15 protein-coding genes and 1 tRNA gene are annotated in these 22,772 nt (G+C 58.8%); 5 read left to right on the plus strand and 11 right to left on the minus strand.

The features are described from left to right. The 4 genes from ACP3RB_RS00655 to ACP3RB_RS00670 all read right to left on the minus strand — a co-directional run bounded on the left by ACP3RB_RS00655 (position 1) and on the right by ACP3RB_RS00670 (position 5,401). On the minus strand, positions 1 to 1,215 hold the full coding sequence (locus ACP3RB_RS00655) for a peptidoglycan-binding domain-containing protein (RefSeq protein WP_426699152.1): 1,215 nt from the start codon (positions 1,213 to 1,215) through the stop codon (positions 1 to 3). A 210-nt stretch (positions 1,216 to 1,425) separates the two neighbouring features. Further along, the gene (locus ACP3RB_RS00660; protein WP_426699153.1) at positions 1,426 to 2,328 is read right to left on the minus strand and encodes an adenylate cyclase; all 903 of its coding nucleotides are present in this window, start codon (positions 2,326 to 2,328) and stop codon (positions 1,426 to 1,428) included. A gap of 313 nt (positions 2,329 to 2,641) precedes the next feature. Beyond that, positions 2,642 to 3,505: a FadR/GntR family transcriptional regulator gene (locus ACP3RB_RS00665; RefSeq protein ID WP_426699154.1), complete on the minus strand. Its 864-nt coding sequence runs from the start codon at positions 3,503 to 3,505 to the stop codon at positions 2,642 to 2,644. A gap of 222 nt (positions 3,506 to 3,727) precedes the next feature. After that, on the minus strand, positions 3,728 to 5,401 hold the full coding sequence (locus ACP3RB_RS00670) for an L-lactate permease (RefSeq protein ID WP_303960462.1): 1,674 nt from the start codon (positions 5,399 to 5,401) through the stop codon (positions 3,728 to 3,730). Between the two features lie 843 nt (positions 5,402 to 6,244). On the opposite strand from ACP3RB_RS00670, the gene ACP3RB_RS00675 reads away from it, so the two are divergent. The 3 genes from ACP3RB_RS00675 to ACP3RB_RS00685 are packed head-to-tail and all read left to right on the plus strand — an operon-like array spanning position 6,245 to position 9,328. Then, positions 6,245 to 7,039, plus strand: a complete 795-nt coding sequence (locus ACP3RB_RS00675; RefSeq protein WP_311451854.1) for a (Fe-S)-binding protein — start codon at positions 6,245 to 6,247, stop codon at positions 7,037 to 7,039. Positions 7,040 to 7,055: 16 nt separating this feature from the next. Then, complete coding sequence (locus ACP3RB_RS00680; RefSeq protein ID WP_426699155.1) at positions 7,056 to 8,684, plus strand: LutB/LldF family L-lactate oxidation iron-sulfur protein; 1,629 nt, start codon at positions 7,056 to 7,058, stop codon at positions 8,682 to 8,684. Next, entirely contained in the window at positions 8,684 to 9,328 is a 645-nt protein-coding gene (locus tag ACP3RB_RS00685; RefSeq protein ID WP_012902909.1) for a LutC/YkgG family protein, read from the plus strand. Before ACP3RB_RS00680 ends, ACP3RB_RS00685 begins: the two co-directional genes overlap by 1 nt. A 243-nt stretch (positions 9,329 to 9,571) precedes the next feature. Here ACP3RB_RS00685 and ACP3RB_RS00690 read toward each other — a convergent pair whose 3' ends face one another. Then, complete coding sequence (locus ACP3RB_RS00690) at positions 9,572 to 11,131, minus strand: molybdopterin-dependent oxidoreductase (protein WP_060824325.1); 1,560 nt, start codon at positions 11,129 to 11,131, stop codon at positions 9,572 to 9,574. Positions 11,132 to 11,754: 623 nt separating this feature from the next. Continuing rightward, positions 11,755 to 13,311: a cation:proton antiporter gene (locus tag ACP3RB_RS00695; protein WP_426699156.1), complete on the minus strand. Its 1,557-nt coding sequence runs from the start codon at positions 13,309 to 13,311 to the stop codon at positions 11,755 to 11,757. Between the two features lie 377 nt (positions 13,312 to 13,688). Here ACP3RB_RS00695 and ACP3RB_RS00700 point away from each other — a divergent pair, with 377 nt between their 5' ends. Next, the gene (locus tag ACP3RB_RS00700) at positions 13,689 to 14,822 is read left to right on the plus strand and encodes a hypothetical protein (protein ID WP_426699157.1); all 1,134 of its coding nucleotides are present in this window, start codon (positions 13,689 to 13,691) and stop codon (positions 14,820 to 14,822) included. Positions 14,823 to 15,026: 204 nt separating this feature from the next. Here ACP3RB_RS00700 and ACP3RB_RS00705 read toward each other — a convergent pair. The 5 genes from ACP3RB_RS00705 to ACP3RB_RS00725 all read right to left on the minus strand — a co-directional run bounded on the left by ACP3RB_RS00705 (position 15,027) and on the right by ACP3RB_RS00725 (position 22,321). Then, positions 15,027 to 15,100 (minus strand) — tRNA-Pro (locus ACP3RB_RS00705). A gap of 109 nt (positions 15,101 to 15,209) precedes the next feature. Further along, complete coding sequence (locus tag ACP3RB_RS00710; protein ID WP_426699158.1) at positions 15,210 to 17,087, minus strand: ABC transporter ATP-binding protein; 1,878 nt, start codon at positions 17,085 to 17,087, stop codon at positions 15,210 to 15,212. Next, positions 17,087 to 19,117, minus strand: coding sequence for an ABC transporter ATP-binding protein (locus ACP3RB_RS00715; RefSeq protein WP_426699159.1), 2,031 nt, complete (start codon positions 19,115 to 19,117; stop codon positions 17,087 to 17,089). Before ACP3RB_RS00715 ends, ACP3RB_RS00710 begins: the two co-directional genes overlap by 1 nt. Continuing rightward, entirely contained in the window at positions 19,117 to 20,136 is a 1,020-nt protein-coding gene (locus tag ACP3RB_RS00720; protein WP_315258962.1) for a metallophosphoesterase, read from the minus strand. Before ACP3RB_RS00720 ends, ACP3RB_RS00715 begins: the two co-directional genes overlap by 1 nt. Before the next feature lie 40 nt (positions 20,137 to 20,176). Further along, on the minus strand, positions 20,177 to 22,321 hold the full coding sequence (locus ACP3RB_RS00725; protein ID WP_314729132.1) for a transglycosylase domain-containing protein: 2,145 nt from the start codon (positions 22,319 to 22,321) through the stop codon (positions 20,177 to 20,179). Positions 22,322 to 22,487: 166 nt separating this feature from the next. Here ACP3RB_RS00725 and ACP3RB_RS00730 point away from each other — a divergent pair, with 166 nt between their 5' ends. Continuing rightward, complete coding sequence (locus ACP3RB_RS00730) at positions 22,488 to 22,691, plus strand: hypothetical protein (protein WP_005504647.1); 204 nt, start codon at positions 22,488 to 22,490, stop codon at positions 22,689 to 22,691. Positions 22,692 to 22,772: the final 81 nt, after the last annotated feature.

Below are 22,772 nucleotides of genomic sequence, written 5' to 3' on the forward strand. Positions count from 1 at the left end.
TTAGCGCTCCTTCAGCTTTACGACGGTGCCTGCCTTGAGTTCTGCTGTGGGGTTGACGAGCTCGCAGATTCCGGCGGAGCATACACCGAGGGTGACGGGAACGCTCTGACCGTTATCCAGGGTGATGGAGTGCGTTCCGTTTTCTTCGGTTTTGACGGCTGCTTCGAGCACCGCGAGGGCGTTTTCAGCGCCTCGGTTGAGAGTGACGGTTGCTTGAAAACGTGTTGATGCCGTCGTGTTTTCCGGCACGTCGGTTGTGATGGGATAGCGTTTCCGCGCAGTAGCTCCCGGTGCGGAGGTATCGCTGTTAGATCGCGCGCTGTTCTGCGCACCGTTGGAGGCACCTGCGTTAGCGCCGCCGTCAGCGTTAGTTGAGCCTTCGGGTGTGAGGGCCGCGCCCAGAGTGCCTTCGAGCGGACTTCCGTTATCGCTAAGAATCTGGACTTTCTGTCCCTCAGCGAGTTCATTGCTGAGAGCGCTACCATCCGCGGAGAGCACCAGACGGTACCCACCCGCGGATAGGGTGCACAGCGCCGGAGTTGAAGTTTGGCCTTTGGCACCGCAGCTGTTGTCTACGGTGTACTCGTTACCTTCAGCGAAGAGGTATTCAGAAAGCGGCAGGGCGGTGTTGTAGCGTCCTTCTTCGGTTCGGTCAGTATCCCCGGGAGGGTAGTAGCCTCGATCGAGGTAGAAACGGTAGACAGCGTTGGCGGTTGCTTCGCCGTAGTTTCCTTCATCATCCCAGATGCTATAGCCGAGCGATTCTAGAGCTTCTTGGAGCTGTTTAACATCATCGCCGCGAGCGCCTACGACAAGGTCACGGTAGGCGGGGATGCTACCTTTGAACGCGATGATGGGACGCTCGTTGATAGTGGTGATAATTGAGCCGTTACTCAGCTGGGTGCCCGCTTTGGCGCCGTCCCTGGTCACCACTCCTTGAGGGGTTCCCACGGTGTAGCTTCGGGCAGACGACACGCTGACTTCTCCCGAGTATGTGCGGGTAACAGTCTGCGTGCTGATGCGGGTTGTTAGTTGCGCGGCTCGGGATGGCTGCGCGTTGGATTCAACATTGGTGCGTAGCCCCGTGTTGAGCGCGTAGATGGAGAACCCGCCGGTGATGACGAGCAGAATGACGAGCACTGGAACCAGGTAGGCGCGTATGGTTGCCGTCGTGGCGGCGCGGCGGGGGTTTTCTGAACTCTGCTGCGTGTTCATGGGTTCACCTTTCTGCGGTGAAATATGGGGTGGGACTAGGGGTAATTGCTGAGGGTAACAACGTGGCGGGGGCTGAATAAAGGGGTGTATCCTCTGCTCTCATCCGCGGGTGAAAGCGGTTGAGAGCAGAGGATCGGTAGAAAAATCTCGCTAGAAAATGTCCAACGAGGAATCAGCGTTTACTATTTGCCGTTGGCTAGTTGCCCTTGGCTAGTTGCCGTTGAGTAGAGCTGCGGCACGCTCCTGGGCCTGACGTTCGATATCGCGTACTTCAAGGATGAGCGGTTCATGCTCATTGAGCCAGGTCGCAGCCTTTTCGTAGTAGATATTCTGTGCTTTAGTCAGGATTCCAGTGGACTTTTGGCAGTTGTAGTCAGCATGAGCTAGGGATTGCTCTTCCGCTTTGACAGCTACATTGGTTGCCTTGTACTTACCCCAGGTTTTCTGTGCGTAGCTGGGAGCATCTCCGAAGTGCTGGATGTCGGCGTATCCGCTTTCTTTCATGCAGGCACCGTAGGTGGTGTCATCGCGGTAGTATTTCCCCATTTCTTCTACTGCGTTATTTTTGGATCCACCCACGATGAGCTCGTTAATGAAGTTGATGTATTTGAGGTAGTTTTCTGCTGAGCCAAAGACAGCCTCTGCCGCACGTCCCAGGCATGAATCTGTTGCCATGCTGGTCTGGGCACCGTTACTCATCGTGATGGTGACAGTTTTGCTGTCTGGGGCTTGAGAGTCGCCTAGGAACGCCTTCTGATATGCCGGGTTTTCCATCGCGGGTGCATTGCTGGAGCTAGCGTTGCCCTGCCGGGTGGACCAGTATCCCTGGGTGGCCGCTTCTTCGTTGGCGAAGTGGGCGCCACTCATCGCAAGTTCATGAACGGAGGAGCCGTCAATAATGTTCTGGCTACCGGAGTAGGTGAAGGACTTCTCGCTCATACACTTTTTGACCTCGTTGACGAGGGCCACGTTAATGTCCGGGGAGGGATTCTCGTAGCTTGCCAGGACATTGCGAATGTCTTGCTTAACTTCAACGGTGGTGGAGCAACTCGATACACCCAGACAGCAGGCAATACCGATAAGGGCGAGGGATGCGAAGGGCTTCTTTGCCATGGACTTCACCTTTCTCAAGCATCATTGATGGGCGAGAATCGGCAGTGATACGGGCGTATCGTGGATGCTACCTACAGACCTGCTATATGGTGTGAACCTGCGTTTGTGGAGTAGAAGCGTAGTGAGCCGATTACTAACATGATAGAGTGTTACCCCCCCCGTACAACAGATACACAACATATATTTATGACGTATAGCACCTATAAGAATGCATGTAATAGGGCTTATGAATTAAAGGGCGGTGCCCCGGAAGGTCATTCTTCCGGGGCACCGCCCTTTAGCTATGTGGGGTTATGAGGTTGAGAAGCAAAGCCTAGCCAGCGTGCGTGTTTTCATCGTGTACGTTCTCGTGGCACAAATCCTCGTGCAGAATATCCCGCGCCGGGTGCAACCGCGCCCGCTCCTCCGCAGCACGGTCAGACAGCGAATAAAACCACGTAATATGCTCGCACACCCGCTCATAGGCTGCCTGCTCATCGTGAGAAGCAATCGCCTCAATAATGCCGTAATGCTGCTGCTGCAACGTGCGCTTGACCGCCTCCCAATCCTTCAAGAAAGGAACCGCCTCCTGCACATAACTCATCGTCGCCATGTGCAGAGAGTCAATCACCGTATCAAGCACAATATTACCGCCAAGCTTCGACAGCTCATAGTGAAAACGCGTATCGCAGAAATGGAAGCGCTCATCGCTGATCTGCTCATCCATCTCCGCCAGATGCGCGCGCGCCCGCTCCAGCGCCGCCGCACGCTCCGGAGTATCCGGCGCGGCAGCCGCCGCACGTGCCGCAGGGCCCTCCAGTAGCAGGCGGGTTGAGACAACGTCCTTCACCGGCAGGCTACGGGTCGCAATGTGCATGCGCAGCGCCCAGCTGAGCGCATCCGACGGCTCCGAAATGATAATCGCACCCGACTTCGGTCCCGAACCGGTGCTGGAACGAATCAGACCCAGCGCGTTCAAAACCCGAAGGCCCTCACGGACCGAAGGGCGGGAAATACCGTGCCGTGCCGCCAGCTCACGCTCGGAGGGGAGCTTATCGCCCACACGCAACTCACCCAGGCGCAGACGCCGCTCAAAGGTCTCCAGAATGATGCTGTAGCTGCGGTCCGCCAGAATCGGCTGACGCTCAACTACAGGGGGCGCCTCTGCAGGCTGGGTGTCGTCAAAAGAACGAGGCATACTCTCTCCTGATAACGAGGCGGATAACGAAAAGAAGTCTCGACTCAGCATGTTCTCCCAAACTATTGGGGCAACGTATCGAGTCATAAGGGGCATAAAAAGCGGGGCGGCAGAACCGAGAAGGTTCGCCGCCCCGCCGTGGCCACCGGAAAATACCGGGGCGAATGTCCTACGGCCCTTGAGGCTTTCACCTCAAGAACTCTCTAAGGGGTGAGCCTCAGATTAGGGAACCAGGAAGGACAGAACGTTGGTCTGCAGGAAGACCAGGACGCAGACGAACAGGAGCATAGCGAAGGACCAGGGGAGGACAGCCTTGAGGATGTCGGATTCCTTGCCTTCCATGTCCACGGAGGTAGCAGCAATAGCCAGCGACTGCGGGGAGATCATCTTACCGACCACACCACCGGTGGTGTTAGCAGCCAGCATGAGCTCGGGGGTTGCGCCGTGGATACCTGCGTGCTGCAGGTTCTCAGCAGCAGACACCTGCAGCTTGGAGAACAGTGCGTTCGCACTGGTGTCCGAACCGGTCACAGCGGTACCGATCCAGCCCAGAGCCGGTGCGAGGAACGCGTAGACGGTGCCCAGGCCTGCCAGGAAGGTACCCATAGCAATGGTCTGACCGGAGAAGTTCATGACGTATGCCAGTGCCAGAACCGAAGCAATGGTCAGGATGGACCAACGCATGCGGTAGACAACGGAACCGAACTCGGTGAAGATTGCCGGGAACTTGAAGGCGTAGCGGCCCTTCTCGTTGAAGAAGAAGTAGACCACAGCAACAACCAGACCGGAGATGATCAGCAGGGTGCCGGGGTTGGACATCCACGCGAAGTTGTAGACTGCATCCTTGACGGGCTTGCCGTCAGCGGTGACGAGGCGGGAGCTCAGAGCCTGGATGTCGATCTTGAGGACGAAGCTCTTCAGCCATGCCTTCAGGCCAGCGTGCAGGTTAGCAACACCGAAGATTGCAACGACGATGACGTAGGGCAGCAGTGCCATCCAGACGCGAACGGCGGGCAGAGCTTCCTTCTCTTCAGCCTGTGCGGGCAGGCCGTAGCGTTCACGAACGCCCTCGACGCCGCGGGGCTTCCAGAACTGCAGGAAGATAACAGCAACACCCATGGAGACGATGCAAGCAACAACGTCGGTCAGGTTGAACGCGGGGGTAGCAGCGGTGACCCACTGGGTAATTGCGAAGGAAACACCGATGATCAGTGCGGGCAGCCAAGCGTCCTTCAGGCCCTTCATACCGTCGAGGATGACGAGCAGGATGAGCGGAACGAGCATTGCCAGGAACGGAGCCTGGTGACCAACGATGGTTGCGATAACGTGTGCGTCCTTGCCGCCGACGTCAGCTGCGGTGGTAATCGGGACAGCAACTGCGCCGAATGCCACGGGTGCGGTGTTAGCGAGCAGAACGGTAATAGCAGCCTTGAGGGGCTTAACGCCCAGGGCGAGAATCATGGTTGCGGTAATTGCAACGGGAGCGCCGAAGCCAGCCAGTGCCTCGAGCAGACCGCCGAAGCAGAATGCGATGAGGATAGCCTGGATGCGCAGGTCGCCGCCGCCGAGGCGGTCGAAGACGCGGCGCAGGTCTTCAAAGCGGCCGGAGAGAACGGTGAGCTGGTAGAACCAGATTGCACCGAGGATAACCCAGCAGATGACCAGGCCGTAGATGCCACCGCGGACGGCGCTCAGACCGGCGAGGTCAGCGGGCATGTGGAAGCCCAGCGCTGCTACGAGGATGGATGCTGCCAGTGCCACGAGTGCGGACCAGTGAGCGCGTGCCTTAACGCCCAGTAGCATCACAAAGAAGGTGAGGAGGGGAATGGTTGCCACGAGCGCGCTGAGGCCGAGGCTACCTCCCACTGCATTGGTTACAGCGGTATAAGTTTCCACTGGAACTCCTTTGGTTCAGGGTGTGTTTTGTGTGTGGTCAGACCATAGATAATTCTGTGGGGAACGAGTCATTGTTCCCTGCATGGGGATGTGGTCAGACCATTGATCGCATGTTTAGAAGAGTACCGGATAATGTGGTGTTTCACCAAAAGTGACCTGACTCATTTTTGTGGAAGGCGACCGGAACCTGGGCTCGCTTCCAGTGAAACTGCCGAAATATTGCGGTTCTGATAGTTAATTCCAGGTTCTGAAACTCGAATATTTTCAGATACATCACGAGTTGGGTGTATGGGTCATTGGTTTACCCAGGGGAGAGTCTTCATTTGGACGCATATACCCGAAAAGAATGTTGTTTTAAAAAGGAAAAGCCCCATAAAACAACCATAAAATCTTCAGAACGGCGGATTTCTAGGGGGTTTATGGTCCACTTCTGTGTGTTTGATAAATGTTCAATCTGCGAAAAGAATATAGGGGTCTTACGGGGGGTGCATGGGAGATGAGGTCACATGTACCGGAAGGTAGGGAAATATACCTTAAGGTCAGGTCGACCTAACCCGTTATTTAACAAGGAAAGTATGCTCTATTTCGACTAGAGAAAAGCCGCACGACGGTGTTAAATGGCAAGGAAGATAAAAGACATCACCACGGTTTCTGATCCCACCGCATCCCACCTCCACTTGGGGCGCGCACACCAGCCGGAACCTACCGGCTCAGCTTCCCCGGTTCACCTCCTTGAACTGCCGTACACGGAAGACCGAACTTATTCGGACTGTGCCTCGCCTGCCCCAGGCGCAGGCGGTGAGACCGAGAAACTCTGAACACAGAGGAAAGGACGGACAAGTCATGCGCATTGCACTCTTCTCCACGTGCATCGTTGACGGCATGTACCCCCGCGTAGCACGCGCCACCGTCGAAATTCTTGAGCGCCTGGGCCACGAGGTTGTCTTCCCCCCGAACCAGACCTGCTGCTCCCAGATGCACGTCAACTCCGGCTACTTCGATGACGGCTACGAAATCGTGAAGAACCACGTTGAGGCTTTTGACTCCTGGGACTGGGACGTTGCTGTAGCCCCCTCCGGCTCCTGCGTTGCATCCCTGCGCCACCAGCAGGCAATGGTCGCACGTAGCCGCGGCGACGAAGCACTGGCTCTGAAGGCAGAGCAGATTGCTTCCCGCACCTTCGAGCTCTCCCAGCTGCTGATTGACATCCTCGGCATCACCAACGCCGCTGAGCAGCTCGGTTCCTACTTCCCCGAGCACGTCACCTACCACAGCTCCTGCCACGGTATGCGCATGCTCGGCCTGGGCACCCGCCAGCAGGACCTGGTCCGCACCGTTGAGGGCATCAAGTACACCCAGATCGAGGGCATGGACCAGTGCTGCGGCTTCGGCGGTACCTTCTCCTTCAAGAACGCTGACGTCTCCGGCGCAATGGTCAACGACAAGGCAGACAACGTTGAAGCAACCGGTGCATCCGTGTGCACCGGCGGCGACTGCTCCTGCCTCATGAACATCGGTGGTGCGCTCTCGCGCCGCGGCTCGAACGTTCAGACCATCCACTTCGCGGAGATCCTCGCATCCACCAAGGAAAACCCGCTCAAGATCGACTCTGAGCACGTTGAGCTCTCGATCGCCTAAGGAAAGATAAGACCTCATGACCGCTATTCAGCTTGGTATGCCCAAGGTCGTTCACTACGGCGAGGGCAACATTTTCGAAGAAACCCCCTTCCCCAAGTACGCGAAGGAAGAACTCAAGAACGAGCAGCTGCGCTCCAACCTGCGCTTCGTGACCCACGCGATCCGTAACAAGCGCGCTCGCGTCACCGCAGAACTGCCCGACTGGCAGGAACTGCGTAACACCGGTGAGTCCGTCAAGAACTACGTTCTGGCGAACCTGCCCGAGCTGCTTGAACAGTTCGAGCGTAACTTCACCGCCGCAGGCGGCCACGTGCACTGGGCACGCAACGCCACCGAGGCAAACCAGATCGCTCTGGACCTGATTCGTGAGCAGGGTGTGGACGAAATCATCAAGATCAAGTCCATGGCAACCGCAGAGACCGGCCTGAACGAATTCCTCGAGGAAAACGGCATCAACGCTATTGAGACCGACCTCGCGGAAGAAATCGTCCAGCTTGGCCACGACCGCCCCTCCCACATTCTGGTGCCCGCAATTCACCGCAACCGCCGCGAAATCCGCGACATCTTCCTGCGCGAAATTGAGGGTATCAACCCGGACATCACCGATGAGCCGGCAGAACTGGCAGAGGCATCGCGTAACCGCCTGCGCAACAAGTTCCTGAACACCACCGTGGCAGTCTCCGGTACCAACTTCGGTATTGCCGAGACCGGTACCCTGACCATCGTGGAGTCCGAAGGTAACGGCCGTATGTGCCTGACCCTGCCCGACACCCTCATTACCTTCATGGGTATTGAGAAGATCCTGCCCACCTTCCAGGACTACGAGGCATTCCTGCAGCTGCTGCCCCGCTCCTCTACCGGTGAGCGCATGAACCCCTACACCTCCATGTGGACCGGTGTGACCCCCGGTGACGGCCCGCAGAACATGCACGTCATCCTCATCGACAACGGCCGTACCGCCGTTCTGGCTGATGAGCTGGGCCGCCAGGCACTGCGTTGCATCCGCTGCTCCGCTTGCATGAACGTGTGCCCCGTGTACGAGCGCGCAGGCGGTCACGCCTACGGCTCCACCTACCCGGGTCCCATTGGTGCGATTCTGTCCCCGCAGCTCTCCGGTATCGAGGCTGCGCACAACAACTCTCTGCCGTACGCATCCTCCCTCTGTGGCGCATGCTACGAGGTTTGCCCCGTGAAGATTAACTTCCCCGAGGTCCTCGTGCACCTGCGCGCTAAGGATGTCGAGTCCAAGCACGCTGTCCGCGAGTTCGAGGGCAACAAGAAGGCTCCCTTCTCGCAGATGGACGGCATGATGCTCGGCGCGAAGAAGCTCTTCACCTCCGGCAAGATGATGTCGATTGCAGAGCGTGGTCTGCCCATGTCCCGCCTGATCAGCGGCCGCAAGCACAAGATCACCGCTGTTCCCGGTATCGTCGGCGGCTGGACCGCTTACCGCGACATCCCCGAGCCCCCCAAGGAATCCTTCCGCAACTGGTGGAAGAAGGAGAAGGGTCAGGCTCCGGCACGCGATAACGCTCAGCGCGTTGACATTCAGGCCCTCATCGAGGCTAACAAGGGTAAGGCAGCTGAAGCGGCTGCAAACGCTAAGGCTGCTCAGGAAGCCCGTGAAGCTAAGGAGAACAACTAATGTCCTCTGCTAAGGAAGATATCCTCGCACGTATCCGCTCGTCCCTGGCTGACGCACCCGTCGCCCCCGAGCCCGTACGTAACTACCGCCGCGTCAGCGAGCTGAACGAAGAGCAGACCATTGAGATGCTCGTCGACCGCCTCATTGACTACAAGGCAAACGTGTTCCACGCGAACAAGGAGAACATCTCCAAGGTCATCGCAGAGCGCCTGGGTGAAAAGTCCACCTACGTGGTTCCCGAGGGCCTGAACATGGAGTGGCTGCCGGCTGACACCGCTGACCGCAAGCGCGTCACCGACTCCGGTAGCACCCTCAAGCCCGGCTGCCTGAGCCTGAAGGAACTGGACGCAGTTGACGCTGTGGTGACCGGTTCGACCGTCTCCTGCGCAGAGACCGGCACGATCTTCTTGAACACCAACCCCGATGAGGGTCGCCGCGCCATCACCCTGGTGCCCGACCACCACATCTGCGTGGTGCCCCGTTCCACCGTGGTGGAGCTGGTTCCCGAGTCGATCGAGCGTATCACCTACACCCGCCCCGTGACCATGATTTCCGGTCCGTCGGCAACCAGTGATATCGAGCTGATCCGCGTGGAGGGCGTGCACGGCCCCCGTACCCTGGACGTCATTATCTACGACGCCTAAGGTAAAGCGCCAGACGGCAAACCTCTAAAGAAACCGCCCGAGAGCTAAGGCTCCCGGGCGGTTTCTTTATACCCTCTTCTTGATGCCCTTTTCTTATGCCCCCGCGGCTTCTCGTCTTCAGAGGCGCAGGTGCCAGTTGTGAGGGCACAAAAACGGTGGCGGGCCCATGTTCCCGCCACCGTTCTGTGGAGTAGTATCTTGTGCTGTATCGACGGTTAGCGTCCTAGCGCCCCGTGTGGGTGCTTAGGCGCGTGCGTCGAAGTGCTGCAGACCGGAGTCCTCGCGGCTACCGCCCTGGCCATCGCCAACATCGCGGTAATCCTTAATCCACTCAATCTTCTGAACCCACTTGACCATCTTGTAGCCGTGCATGGAGTCCGCACGCAGACGGAGCGGGCCACCGTACACATCCGGCAGGGGCTTGTCGTTCATGCCCCACGCCAGGATGGTCTCATCTTCCATTGCCATGGAGATGTCCAGGCACTCGTAGTAGGGTTCGGTCGGACGGCCGTCGTAGGTGTGGCCCACGTGGCCGAAGGAGGTCACCATGACGTAGCGAGCGTCGTCAGTCTTCTCGACCAGTGCGAGGACGTCACGCAGGCGCACACCCTCCCACTTGGCGATGCCGGTCCAACCCTGCATGCAGGTGTGCATGGTGATGTTAACTTCCTTGCCCAGCTTCTTGAGGTCATCAATGCTCAGGGACTTGGATTCCTTCACCAGACCACCCAGCTCCAGGCGGTAGTCAACGAACTCGTGTTCCTTCAGGCGGTTCCACTCGGTGCTCTCACGCTCTGTCGGCGGGCGAGTGTTAACCCAGTGGAAGGGGGAGATATCCGCATCGGTGAAGGTCTTCTTCTGCACCTGACGGGAGGTGATGCGGTCCAGCAGGACGTTACGAATCGGCTGGGTCAGACCCCAAATGAAGGTCTGAGTGAATCGCAGGTCGCGCAGGGACCAGTACGAAGCGAAAATCCACAGAGCCACAGCGAAGACAATGCCGCCAATGAGCATGGTGACTGCCTGAGCGAACTGTGCTGCGTCCACCTCGTTGTAGGGCTTGTTCAGCATCATGTGAGCGATGTTGTACTGGGGGTGAACCACGAACACCAGCGCCACGTGAATGACGGTGAAGACGCAGTAGAACGCCATACCCAGGAAGTGGATGGAACGCGCGGTCTGGCGGTTACGGAAGAGGCGCACGTAGCCGGGGAAGCGGCCGCAGAATGCCGGGCTCATGATCGGACCGGTTGCAATCATCAGCGGTGCCACGATGAACACCACGGTGAAGTACATAATCTGCTGCAGAGCGTCGTACGGCTGGAAGTGCTCAATCGAGGGAATCTGGAAGCCAGCGTAAATCTGGATGGATTCCCACGCCTGCGGGATGATATCCCAGCTGGTCGGGACGATACGGCGCCACTGACCGGTCAGGAACAGCAAGGAGACGTAGACGAGACCGTTAACGATCCAGATGACGGTCACCAGCGCGTGCCATGCGCGGCCCAGACCAATCTGGGCCTTGCCGGGCAGAGAAATCAGGGGAGACAGGGTGCGCTGGTCATCGCGCGCAGTAAATGCGCCGGGGGTGGTAGGGACCTTGTCCTTGGTGAACTTGAGCCACTCGGAACCCGGGGTGCAGTGGTTGTTCCAGTACAGGCGGGGGTGAGAGGCGAGAACTTCCCAACCTGAACGAATCAGGAAGCCCATCATAATGAAATTGATGAAGTGCGTAATTCGGAGCCAGGCCGGGAAGTCCAGCTCTACGCCACCAGTGCTCGCGGTGAGGAGTAGTTGGTGCATGATATTTCCTTCGGAAATGACTGTGTGTGCAGACAATCGTTAGGATTCAGTGCGAGGCTTTGAGATGTGAGGTTAGAAATAATTACCTTTCTGACCCATATGATCCTCCTCAGTGATTGGGAGCCGCCGGGGGTATCGTCGCGGATACTCCCGAAAGGAGCACCTCCCGTGTGTGAGAGGGGAGGTGCGCCAGCTCCCGCTGGGGCGGAAGCGACTCTGTGTATGTATGTTGGTTTATGTGTGTTTCAGGGAAATTCCCTGTCCGCTTTCAATTTTATAGGACAAGGTGTCAATCGAGAAAGCTAAGACACGTCATGTTCTGTAATATTTGCATTAAAAATCCGAATTTAAGGAAGATTCTCATTTTCCCCCGATTTATCGGGGCATTCGGGCGCAAAAAACCCGCTGCAGCCTCTGGAGAGGACGCGGCGGGCTTTGACTCTATATGTGGGATGCATGTTGGTTTACAGGGCTTTGACTGTCTGGCATTGTGTGTGGTTTTGTAAACCCAATCCCACATAGGGTTGAGGTGACTGTAAGCGGGATACCCCCTCAAAACGGCTTATTGACCCGCCCATGTTGGCCTACCCGTGAAAGGCCGAAAAACCACAGCGTAGCCGCAGCTATTTCTGTGCAGAACCCCCAGCTGAGCCCTTACCCTTCTTCACCTCAGCGGCAGCCTCAGAGGAAGTATCAGATGAGGTTTCAGATGAGGTTCCGGAGGCGGTGCCAGCATCAGAACCGGTAGCGTCAGAACCGGCACCGGCATCAGAGGCGGCATCAGACTGCGATTTCAAACGAACCACCGGAACCACGCCCGTGGCAAGCTTTGTCTGCGCATTACGCTGAGCCTTCAGCGCATTCATCTGCTCCTTACGGCTCGGCGCCTGCGCAGACGGTTCAGCAGAACCAAACGCCTGACGAATGCCCAACGCCCACAGCGGGAATAGCAAAACCGTCAGCGCGCCACCGGCAACCAGCAGCGACGCCGTGGACTCCTCCAACAGGCCCGAACTGGTCGCAACCTCCGTCACCGCCACAATAATCGGCAGACCCGCCGCCGAATACAGCGCCAACTGCACCTTCTGCGCGCGAGTGGTCAAACCCGAACGGGTATCGAAAAAATGCTCCGCCAACAGAACCGGAACACCACGACACAGCAAAATACCCACCACCACGGCAAGCAGACCCAAAGGATTCGCCACCACGGCAGAGACATCAATACCCATACCGCTGACCACAAAGAACAACGGAATCATGAAGGTAAAACCAACCACCTCAAGGCGGCGAGTCATCATATGCAGAGCCGCCGGAGGGGTCAGCGTACGCAGAATCAGGCCCGCCGCAAAAGCGCCCAGCACCGCATCCAAATCAAAGAGAGCAGTGCACATGATCAGGGTCGCCAGCAGGAACATCGCAAGACGCAGAACCGTCTGACCGGTCGTATTCGCCTCCGCAGCCATAATCTGACGCAGACCCGGCACATGCGCAAACAGACGATGCGGAATCAGCGCCGTAACAACCGCAACCACCATAAACGCCAGCAACACCACAATCGCCATACCCGGCGAACGCGAAGACAGCAACAACGAAATAGCGAAAATCGGCAGAAGCTCACCCACAGCACCGTGCACCAGCACCGCATTACCCACCGGCGTACCGGCAGCACCGTGAGACTTCAACATCGGCAGCAGCGTGCCCAACGCCGTAGAACTCAGCGCCACGCCCACCGCAATATACGTATTCAGCTCATGCGAGAACGACGTAATCACCGCCGCACCCGTCATACCCAACGCAAAGCACACAAGCCACGTGGCAATAGCGCTATAGCCCTGGCGGCTACGCAGTGACGACACGTTCATCTCAAAGCCCGCAATCAAAAAGAGCATGCCCAGACCGAGCTCCTTCAGCAGCGGGATACCGCCTTCACTGCTGGCAAGGTTGAGCATATTCGGGCCAATCAGCAGACCAAAAATGAGCAGGAAAACCACATCAGGGATCTTCTTACCCGTCAGCCGTGAAAGAACCGGAGAAATTAGTGCCACCAAAGTAATCCAGAAAATGGACACAAACTGTCCGTTATCGTGGCTCGACCCATCCGAAAGAGTCGTGCCCGAAGCCAGAAGAGCACCGGAAGTCCCCCAATCCGTCAGAAAAAGAGGGGAAAAAGTCGAAAACATAAAACCTCAACGTGGTGTATGTGCAGGTGGGGCGCGTACAGAAAAGTAACCGGGGCGAAGCATTCGCGGGATCGCCCCACCGTATAAGAACGTACCAATGGTACACACCCAACCCCGCATAAAAACACTTGAACAGCACTCACTAGGGGCAAGAGGTACCCGCCAACGGCCGAGACAGAAGCGGCATGAGAGCAAAACCTCCGCGCCACCGCCCGAGCAGACTCAGCTTCCACCGTTACACTTAACACCTATGCCAGAGCATCCGGCACACATCACCGGATGCGGCAGATATCCTGGCAGGACGCACACCCCTGGCAGGGCCACACCCCCTGGCACGCGCACAGACTCTCAAACACGGCACTACAAGGAGCGAGGACATGGCAGCAGGGCGCACTCAACCTATCCCCACCGTCAGCAGCGGGGTACGCGCCGCCTCCCTCGGAGGCACCCGACGCGACCTCGGGCTCGACCTTGCCCGCGCCTTCGCCGTGCTCAGCCTGCTCATTCCTTTCGGATACTGGCTGCAGCTGATCCCGGTGTCCTGGAAGTTCTGGATTCCGCAGACCCTTGTACCCGCTGAACCGCTCTTCGCCGCAATCCTGGGCGCTGCCGCCTGGCGGTACGCACGCACCGCGAACTTCCCGCAACTCTTCGCCGGAACCATCGTGCGATTCCTGGCGCTACTGCTACTGGGCGTGGCGCTCATGCAGGGCATCACCTACCTGCCGCAAGCCGGAGTAACCGTACCGGCACAGGGCTTCAGCTACACGCTGCCCTTCGACATGCTCGTGCACCTGGCGCTACTCACCCTGCTCACCCTATTCATCGTGCACCTGCCCCTGTGGGCGGTCGCCGCGCTGGCGGTGGTCACCAGCCCCTTCATCACCTGGACCTACACCCTCCTCATGGACGTAGCCGCTCAGGCCGACCAGTGGACTGCCGTGCAGCTGCCCTTCCTGGCGACCCACGGCGTCAACCACGCGCAGAGCGCACAGCTCATCTGGGTCATGTGCCTGGGCATCGTGCTCGTGCGCCTCTACGACAACCTGCAGGCGAAGCTCGCAATCCCCGTGGTACTTGCCGTGCTGGCGCTCGCCGTCTACCGCACCTTCAACCCCTACACCGAGCTGGGAATCCTCAACAGCCCGCAGGTGCTGCTCACCCTGAACCTGGCGGCAACCCTGTACTTCTGGGCAGAATGCGCGCGGCTGCTCTCCGCGCAGGCGGGAATGCTCACCCCGATCGCCCGCCTGGGCCAGATGTCGCTGAGCGCCTCCATTGTGCTGAGCGGAATCATCATCTACGCAGGTCCCACCGTTAAGGCTCTCACCGTGGGCGAACACTACGTCGCCACCGGAGGCTGGGGCACCGCCGTGTACTGGAGCGCCTTCCTGCTGCTTGGCACCGCAATCGCCCTGGGCTTCTGCACCCTCTGGTCGCGCGTGGCGCGCTCCATTGCCGGACGCGGCCCCCTGGAGGCGATTCTCGCCCTCATTTCCGGGCGCGGCTAAGCATGCCGAAAACCACAACCTAGAACCACAGCCTAGAACCACAACCTAGAAAGCGACCCTCTACCTGCGTTCCTGCGCCGGTAGGGGGTCGCTTCTATGTACTTAGCATCTGCGGCGGAATATGCGCCGGAATCTGCTGAGAGACCTGCGGCAGAATTACTGGGGGTACGACAAAGCCCCGGTCCAATGGACCGGGGCTAGTTGTCGGGATGACAGGATTTGAACCTGCGACCTCGTCGTCCCGAACGACGCGCGCTACCAAGCTGCGCCACATCCCGATGTTGACCTATCAGCGAATACCGTAGGCAACTCACCTAGGATAACCCAAAAAAATTCAGAACGCAACACAGCGGCACGCCACCGGTCGGGGAGAAGCAAATAAAGGTTCTAGGCTTCAGCCTCCTGAACCTGATTCAGCTCATCCCAGGAGGCGTACATCGCTGCAAAACGACCGCCGGAGGCAATCAGCTGCTGCGGGGAGCCATCCTCCACCACGGAGCCCTCATGAATCACCAGCACACGATCAGCACCCAGAACCGTCGAGAGGCGATGCGCAATCACCAGCGCCGTACGCCCCGCCAACACGGTCCGCAGCGCCGCCTGCACCGCGCGCTCACTCGGAATATCCAGCGAAGCCGTCGCCTCATCCAGAATCAGCACCCGCGGATTCGCCAAGAACACGCGAGCAAAGGACACCAGCTGACGCTGACCCGCCGACAGGGTAATACCGCCACGACCCAGCTGCGACTCGTAACCATCACGCAGACGCTCAATGAACGCATCAGCACCCACCGCCTTCGCGGCAGCCTTCACCTGCTCATCGGAGGCCTGCGGGTTACCCATGCGGATATTCTCCAGAATCGACGCGGAGAATAAGAACACCTCCTGGGTCAGCATAAGCACCTCACGGCGCAGCTGCACATCCGCCAGCTGGCGAACATCCACGCCGTCAATACGCACCTGACCGGATGAAACATCGTAGAAACGGGCCACCAGCTTAGCGATCGTCGACTTACCGGCACCCGTAGCACCCACCAGCGCCACGGTCGTACCCGGCTCAATGCGTAGGCTCGTCTCCTTCAGAGCGTGACGATCCGAGGTGTACCCAAAGACCGCCGAATCCAGCTCCACCAGGGCGCCGCGAACCGTGCCGGTTACGCCGCCAGTAGTAGACTCAGCGGCAGGCTCGGATGCAGGCTCTACAGCGCGCTCATACGGATGCTCCGGCTCAGCAACCTCCGGCTCCTCAGCCAAGAACGCCGACAGCTTCTCCAGCGCAGACATTGCCGACTGGAACATGTTGTAGAACTCAGAGAGCTGCATGACCGGCTCAAACACGCGGTTCGCGTAAATCACCAGCGCCAGCAGGGTACCGATCTGCATGGTGCCGCCGAGTACCGCATAACCACCCAGCACCAGTGCACCGGCAATAAATAGATTGCCCAATAACGTTAGGGTTGGGGCATAAACACCGAAAATCTTAATCGAATCCATCACCGCCAGGCGGTAACGCTCCGACGCCTGAGCGTACTCGGTGCGCATCCGCGCCTCCGCACCAAACGCCTTCACCGCGCGGATACCCGTAAAGGTCTCCACAAAACGGCTCGTCAAATGCGCAGACTCGGTACGCATCGTACGGAAAACCGGCACCGCCGCCTTCTGGAACCAGCGCGTCAAAAAGTAAATCGGCACGCCCATCGCCAGCATGAGCAAACCAATACGCCAATCCAGAAGGAAAATAGCGACCGCAGAAATCACCATGGACAGCAACGTAATCGCCAACTGGCTGATGCCGCTATCCAAGAAGCTGCGGACCGTATCAATATCGCTCGTCAGACGCGAAATGACCTTGCCCGAAGTGTACCGCTCATGGAACGACACACTCAGCGACTGCGCGTGACGGAACACCCGCTTACGCAGGTACACCACCACACCCAGCGACACGCGCACCGTGTACGCCACGTTGACCCACGAAAAAATCGCGGTCACCGCGGTAGCCGCCACAAAAAACGTCAACAGGGTCAACAGGACAGAAGCATCACCCTGCTTGAGCGGCTCAATGGAACTATCCAAAACGCGGGCAATCAGAATCGGCGCAACCGCCGAGGAACCCGACACCAAAAGCACAGAAATAATCGACAGAGCCAACGCCCCACGGTGCGGGCGCAACATCTGACGCAGCAAAGCTATCGAGCGTTCACGGGTCTGTGCGCGCTCCTGCGGGCTCAACTGCTCCCGCGGCTCCGCCGGACGATGATGGGCCATTAGCCTTCCTCCATCGTCATCAGCTGGCGGTACTGCTCCGAAGAGTCCATCAGCTCAGCGTGAGTGCCCTCAGCGACCACGGCGCCATCAACCATCAGCAGCACGCGGTCCGCCAACGCGACGGTGGAGGGGCGGTGCGCCGTCAACAGGGTCGTAGCGCCGCCCAGACCGTCCAGGCCCTCACGCAGGCCCGTAATAATACGCTCCTCGGTGTTCACATCCAGCGCCGAGAAGGGGTCATCCAGCAGCAGCACGGAGGGACGCTTCGCCAGGGCACGCGCCAACGACAGACGCTGACGCTGACCACCCGAAAGGCTCATGCCCTCCTCACCAATGACGGTATCCAGACCCTGCGGAAGCTCCGCCACGAAATCGCAGGCAGCCAGCTGCAGCGCGGTCTGGAGGGTCGCCTCCAGCTCCTCTGCGGCGGGGTAGTCCTCATCCTCGGTGCCGCGCTCGTACTGCTCAGCAACGCCCATCAGCACGTTCTCACGGACCGTGCCGGAGAAGAGCACCGCCTCCTCAAAGACGAACGCGGTCTGGGCGCGCACCTCCTCAATAGACATGTCGGCGGCATCTCGCGTGCCAAAACGCAGGGAACCGGAGGTCGGCTCGTAGAAACGCGGAACCAGCGACAGCACGGTCGACTTGCCGCTACCGGTTGCGCCCACCAGCGCCAGAATCTCGCCCGGGAAGACCTTGAAGTTTACGTCCTTCAGCACGGAAACCTCCGGTGCCTTCACCTCAGAGCCCGCGCCGGTAGCCTCAGCAGGAACAGGTGCATCGGCAGCATCGTAGCTGAACTGAACGTGATCGAAAGTGACAGATACTGCGCCACCGCTGGGGTACTGCATAGTTTCCTTCCCGGAGCCGCCCTCGGCAGACACTCCAGCTACTGTTGACGAATCAGAAGCACCCTGCGGATGCTCGGGCCCAGACATAGCCGCGGAGCCACGAACCAGCGGCACAACCTCAAAGCCGGGCTCGTCCATGACCTCGTTGTGGCGTTCCAGTGCCACCTTATAGCTCAAATAGGCAGACATCAGCGCGGTCGAGCGCGTCACGTGGCTGAGCACGGTCGTCTGTACCGCAAAGTAGGCGGTCATCGCGCCCAGACTCAAGGTGCCCGCCGCAACCTGTGAAGCGCCCACAGCCAGCGCCACCGCCGTGGAGACACCCACAATCAGGCCCTGGTACAGGGCAACACGAGCCACCAGCATCGACCTGTCGTACTCGCGCACCTGCAGGGCATCCACCGACTCGGAATATTCCTGAATCTGCTCGGGGGAGCGGCCCAGCGCCTTAATCACGCGGATGCCGCGCACCGACTCCTCAATACGGGTGGACAGATCGCCCGTCATCTTCTGAATCTCATGCGAGGCACGGTAGTACTTGCGGGTGAAATTCACCAGCGACAGCACCAGAATCGGCACGGTCACCACGAACACCAGCGCCAGGGACGGCGAAGAACGCAGCATGAAGAAGCCGCCGACCAGGAACATCACCACAACAGTCAGCATCTGCACAATACCGAAGGACAGCCAACGGCGAATCGTACCCAAATCGCTCATGGAACGGGTCAACAACTGACCGGAGGGCCAACGATCCAGCAGAGAAAGCGGGGCGCTGAGCAGACGGTCAAAGAAGTTCATGCGCATGGACAGCTCAATCGTGGAGGTCGGGTCCACAATCAGCCAGCGCCTCCAGTACATGAAGGAGGCGTGCGCAATACCCAGCAGAAGCACCAGGCCACCGGCAATCCAGATAGCGCGTTCGGTGGTGCTCTGCGAGAGATGATCCACAATAATCTGCAACATCTGCGGAATAGCAATCTCAAGGGCACCGGCACCGAACGCCACGAGCAGACCCACACCCCAGCGCACACGAATCGGACGCGCATAGGCGGCGAGGGTGCGCGGGGCACGCTGACCGTGCGCGTAGTCAATCGGATCGGGGGTCGGTTCGCTCGCCGTCTCCAGGAAAGGGTTACGGCGGCGCTTAGTCGTGCTCGCTGTAGAAGCCTCAGACATTAGAGACGACCACCCGCCGAGGTAGCGGAGGCGCCCTGCTCCTTATCACGAGCCGTGAGAGTCACCAGGATCGCTTCCGGCGGGCAGAACAGACGCACCGGCGCAAAACGAGAGGTACCCAAACCGGCAGAAACCTGAACCGGAATACCGGACTGCTCACTGACACCCTTCGCACGCGAAGGCGGCAAATCGCAGTTGCTGACCAGAGCATGACCGCCGGGCAGGCAGACCTGACCGCCGTGCGTATGACCGGCAAAAATAGCCTGCGCACCGTCCTGCACGAAGCGGTGCAGAGTACGCATGTAGGGGGCGTGCGCCACGCCGATACGGATGCTCGGCTCCTCACCCTCATCGAAGGCGCCGGGGGCGAATCCGGGGTGCTCATCGTAGCGCAGGTGCGGGTCATCCACACCGGAGAACTCCAGGCGCAGACCCTTGAGGTTTAGCGTGTCGTAGCGGTTAATCAGGCCCGTCCAGCCGCGCGACTCGAAGGCGTCGTGCATCCGCTCAATGGGCAGGGCTACGCGCGAGCCTTCCTCAATCATCTGCGGGGTGCGCGGCTGCCACAGGTAGCGTGCCGGGTTCTTAAAAACTGGCGCGAAATAGCAATTGGAGCCGGGCACAAACACACCGGGGAAGTCCATGAGTGGGTCGAGCGCCTCCAACAGCGGACCCATACCGTCCACGTGGGAGAGGTTATCACCCGTGTTCATCACCAAATCCGGTTCCAGAGCAGCCAGCGAGTGCATGAAGTCAATCTTCTTCTGCTGGCCCGGGATCATGTGCATATCCGAAATATGCAGAATCCTAAAGTCGGGGCTACCGGCGGGCAGCACTGGCAGGGACTCGGTGCGGAGCTGAAAATTATTCAGTTCAATAAAGTGCCCATACGCCGCCGTGGCGGCCCCCAAGGCTGCAGTGGCGGCTACCGCCCCCGCTACCTTCTTCAGGAGCGGGGAGGAGCCGCGTGCGCCGGGGACCGCCACGGGGACGCGGGCGTTGACTGCGTTTTCACACATCATCAATCGCCTTTCAGACTTCAGCTGATGAGCCGTGATTCTAGCTGTACGACAGAATCTTATCGCTGGGGGTGGTGAAGTCCTTCGTGTTGTACTTCGGTGCGATGGCCTTCATAAACGACTGCCACTGTGCACCTGCGTAGGTTGCACCATCGACGTACTCGAGGACTCGACCGTTAATACCCACACCGTTCAGGGAGCGGAAGCCGAGGTTGTTCGAACCAACCCAAGACGCGGTGGACAGGCCACGAGTGTAGCCCACCTGCCAGGTCTGGGAGGAGTTATCGTTCGTACCGGTCTTCGCAGCCGAACCGTTCGGCAGACCAATACCGCGCTGAGAAGCGGAACCGCCGGGCTGGATAACGCCCTTCAGAACCCAGCTGACACCATTTGCGATATCAGGATCCATAACCTGCTCGCACTGGTTCTGGTATTCCTTCATGGTCTCACCATTGTTCTTGGTGATCTTCTCAATCGGACGCGGGGTGCAGTACTTACCCTCGGAAGCGAAGATAGCGTACATGGATGCGCTGGTCAGCGGGGAGATACCGTACTTGGTACCACCAATGTTGGTACCCAAATCGGGGATGCTGTGCAACGGTTCGCCGGTACCGTCCAGAGCGTGCATCTTGATCGACAGGTCGTGCACATCGCACAGGTCAATCTGGGAGAGCATGCCGTACAGGTACGAGTTCAAGGACTGGCGAATACCATACGCAGCGGTACCGTAGGTCAGACCGCCGTTGACTGCGTTCTTGTAGGACCAGCCGTTCGGCTGACCGGTGTAGTAGTACTTACCGCCGTCGTAGCACTTGGCATTCCAGCCGAAGCTGGTGGGCCAGAACAGCTGGGTACCGTTCACGGTAGCGTTAGCGCCGCGGCCGCTGATGAGCCACTGCGCCAGAATAATCGGCTTGAACGTCGAACCGGGCTGGAAGCCGCGGGTACCACCGTAGGCGCTATCAACGTTGTAGTTGTACTCGGTCTTGGAGTGGTCGTTTGCGTCTGCGGGGCTACCGAGCTCGGTGTTCTGCGCCATGGCGATGACGCGGCCGGTGCCGGGCTCAACACTGGTCAGCGCGGAGTTCACGTCGTTCCAGTTGGTTGCTGCCGGCTGGGTGGAGTCAACTGCCTGCTTTGCCGCGGTCTGAGCCTCGGGGTTCAGGGTGGTGATTACCTTCAGGCCGCCACGCTTGATGGCGGTGTTACGCAGCTCAGCGGTTGCGCCGAGGGACTCATCCTGCAGCAGGTAGTTGACCACGTAACGGCAGAAGAACGCCTTGTCGCCTGCCAGGGAGCAACCCTGGGACTTGGTGTGGACGTTGAGCTTAACGTCGCTGGCGATAGCGTCGCTGTATTCCTTATCGGTAATCTTGCCGTCGCGGAGCATAGTGCCCAGAACGATGTCGCGGCGTTCACGGGCGAGTTCGGGGTTCACGGTCGGATCGTACACGTTAGGTGCCTGCACCAGACCGGCAAGAAGCGCGGACTGCGCCACGTTCAGGTCCTTAGCGGAAATACCCCAGTAGTACTGTGCAGCAGCCTCAACACCGTAGTTCGAACCACCAAGGTTCACGATGTTCAGGTAGCCTTCGAGGATTTCGTCCTTGGACTTGTTCTGCTCCATAGAAATCGCAAGCTTCATCTCGCGAATCTTTGCAGCGTAGGTCTTGTTACCGTTCAGGGTTGCGGTAGCGTCCTCACCACGAGCCACAGCGGCATCAACAATGAGGTTGTTGACGTACTGCTGGGTCAGGGTGGATGCACCCTGACGGCGGCCGCTGTTGGAGTTAATGATGTTGTTCAGGAACGCACGACCGATACCGATAGCGGAGACAGCACCGTGCTTGTAGAAGTCACGGTCCTCAACCGAGACGATAGCGTCCTTCATATGCTGAGAAATCTGATCCAGCTTGACCGGTTCACGGTTCTCTTCGAAGAAGGTCGCGATTTCGGTCTTGCCGTCAGCAGCGTAAATAGTAGAAGGACGGGAAGAGATGCCATCGGCAATGTCGTCAGGAAGGTCCTGGAACCATGACATCGACGCGTTCGTGACCATACCCAAGCTCACGGCAGGGGGTACGACAATGATTGCCGCGAGGAAACCGGCAATCACACTGAACGCGAGGAACTGCAAAAAATCTCCCGGACGGCGACGCGAACGGGTTTTCTTAGATGAAGCCATTCATTCAGTTTATCCCATGAAACTGTGAGAGATAGCCCGTCTCGGCACCCCACAGGGATGCGGGTTTCTCAGCCCTAAGAATAAAGCCCTCAAAAGCGCCGGACATTGACCAAAACCATAGTGAATCCCTTTTACTTATTGAACACCGGGCGATAGTCTAGAGGGTATGAAGAAATGGGAATACGCAACTGTACCGCTGATGATCCACACGACCAAGGCAATCCTCGACAACTGGGGTGAAGACGGCTGGGAGCTCGTAACTGTTCTCCCCGGCGCATCCGCACCTGCCGGCGCAACCCCCGCGTCGAACATGGTCGCTCCGACTCAGGGCAACCCCATCGCCTACTTTAAGCGCGAGAAGGCTGACTAAGAGCAGCGCACCCGGCGGTCACCTCAACGCCCGCTTTCCCCTACCTATAGGGGAAAGCGGGAATAGATGAGGCAGGCCGCC

It is taken from the genome of Rothia mucilaginosa, from assembly GCF_049990865.1.
Lineage (GTDB): Bacteria > Actinomycetota > Actinomycetes > Actinomycetales > Micrococcaceae > Rothia > Rothia mucilaginosa_I.